We start from the raw sequence: 1602 nt of genomic DNA on the forward strand, positions 1-1602 counted from the left end.
AATAAAACGTTCATGACCCGTTGGGTCACAGGCTATGATGAAAATGATCATAGCCTTTTCTGTTTTGGTAAATCCTTCATAATAAGTGAACCGGACAAGTTCGTGGCTTTTTGCGGTGATTCATCCCGTAAATAAAACTGTTCAGACAACCTTTGAAGCACAGGATATAGGACTGCGAGTCCGGATAAAAAATTTTTCTTTTTTCAGGTTGTCTTTCCGGTTCATAAATATCACATGGAGGAGTGTACCATGTTAGAAGCAATCCTTGAGCGTTGTGCGGGATTAGATGTTCATCAAGAGACAGTCGTAGCCTGTGTTCTCTCAGGACCATTAGATCGAGCACCAAAAAGTGAGACTCGCAGATTTGGAACGACAACGGATGAACTTCTTGAATTAGGTCGGTGGCTTGAGGATATGCAATGTACCCATGCGGCCATGGAGTCGACGGGGGTGTACTGGAAGCCAGTATGGAATGTCCTCGAAGCTTTTGATCTTGAGTTGCTTTTAGCCAATGCCTACCATGTGAAAAACCTACCTGGGCGAAAAACCGACATTAACGATGCAGAATGGCTAGCGAAGTTGCTTCGTTGCGGCCTTATTGAAGGAAGTTATGTTCCGTCGGTGGACATTCGTGATCTTCGCGATTTGACTCGATATCGTAAGAAGCTCGTGCAAGACTCCACTTCGGAAAAGAACCGAATTCATAAAGTGTTGCAAGACGCCAATATCAAACTTACTACGCATATGTCTGATATCTTTGGTAAGTCGGGGCGTATCCTTCTTCAGAAGTTGGTAAACGGAGAAGATATTACGATGGAATTTCTAGAAACACAAATGAAAGGAGCCTTAAAGCATAAATCGCGCAATCTGCTTCAATCGTTAAACGGTCGATTTAGAAATCACCATCGAAGTATGCTGCAGTTCTCATGGAATCATTTGCTTTACCTAGAGAATCAAATCGTACAAGTGGAAAGGGATATCCGCCAACGTTTGGTTGATAAACAAGAAGCGGTATCTTTACTGACCATCATTCCGGGTGTCAATGAGCAGGCGGCTTCTGTAATTATTGCGGAAATCGGAACCGATATGAACCATTTCAAAAGTGACCATCACCTGGCTGCCTGGGCTGGCGTTAGTCCAGGTAACCATGAGAGCGCTGGTAAAAAAAAGAACTCGTGCCCGCTCAGGCAATAACCACTTGAAAACCGTGCTTTGCGAATCTGCATGGGCAGCCTCTATGACTCGGAATACTCGTCTGTCTGCTCGTTACTGGAATTGGGTAAAGCGACTCGGCAAGAAGAAAGCACTGGTAGCTTTAGGTCATACGCTACTTCGTATCATGTTCCATATTCTTCTAACTAAAAAGCCCTACATTGAGCTAGGAGCAGACTACCTCGAACGTTTTTGTCAGGAGAAAGAAAAACGACGTGAAGCTCATATGATCCGTTTGCTTGAAGCCAAAGGATTTAAGGTGACTCCAGCAACGGCAGAGTGAGAATCCAAGACTAACTCTGGTCAAGGACTGCCAATTTGGTAGCCCTAATTTGCCATGCTTTTTTTGAAGAACTTTTCTAACGATAAGAGGACATTTTCATAAAAAAA

At 43.7% G+C, this 1602-nt stretch carries 2 protein-coding genes; both read left to right on the forward strand.

The window, feature by feature from the left end:
- Window positions 1–249 precede the first annotated feature (249 nt).
- Window positions 250–1194 carry an IS110 family RNA-guided transposase gene (locus tag GJ688_RS19650; protein ID WP_235911135.1) on the forward strand — a complete coding sequence of 315 codons (945 nt, stop codon included), beginning with the start codon at window positions 250–252 and terminating at the stop codon, window positions 1192–1194.
- Window positions 1195–1198: 4 nt separating this feature from the next.
- Window positions 1199–1495: a hypothetical protein gene (locus GJ688_RS20880; RefSeq protein ID WP_235911136.1), complete on the forward strand. Its 297-nt coding sequence runs from the start codon at window positions 1199–1201 to the stop codon at window positions 1493–1495.
- Window positions 1496–1602: the final 107 nt, after the last annotated feature.

The organism is Heliobacterium mobile (assembly GCF_009720735.1).
Taxonomy (GTDB): domain Bacteria; phylum Bacillota; class Desulfitobacteriia; order Heliobacteriales; family Heliobacteriaceae; genus Heliobacterium; species Heliobacterium mobile.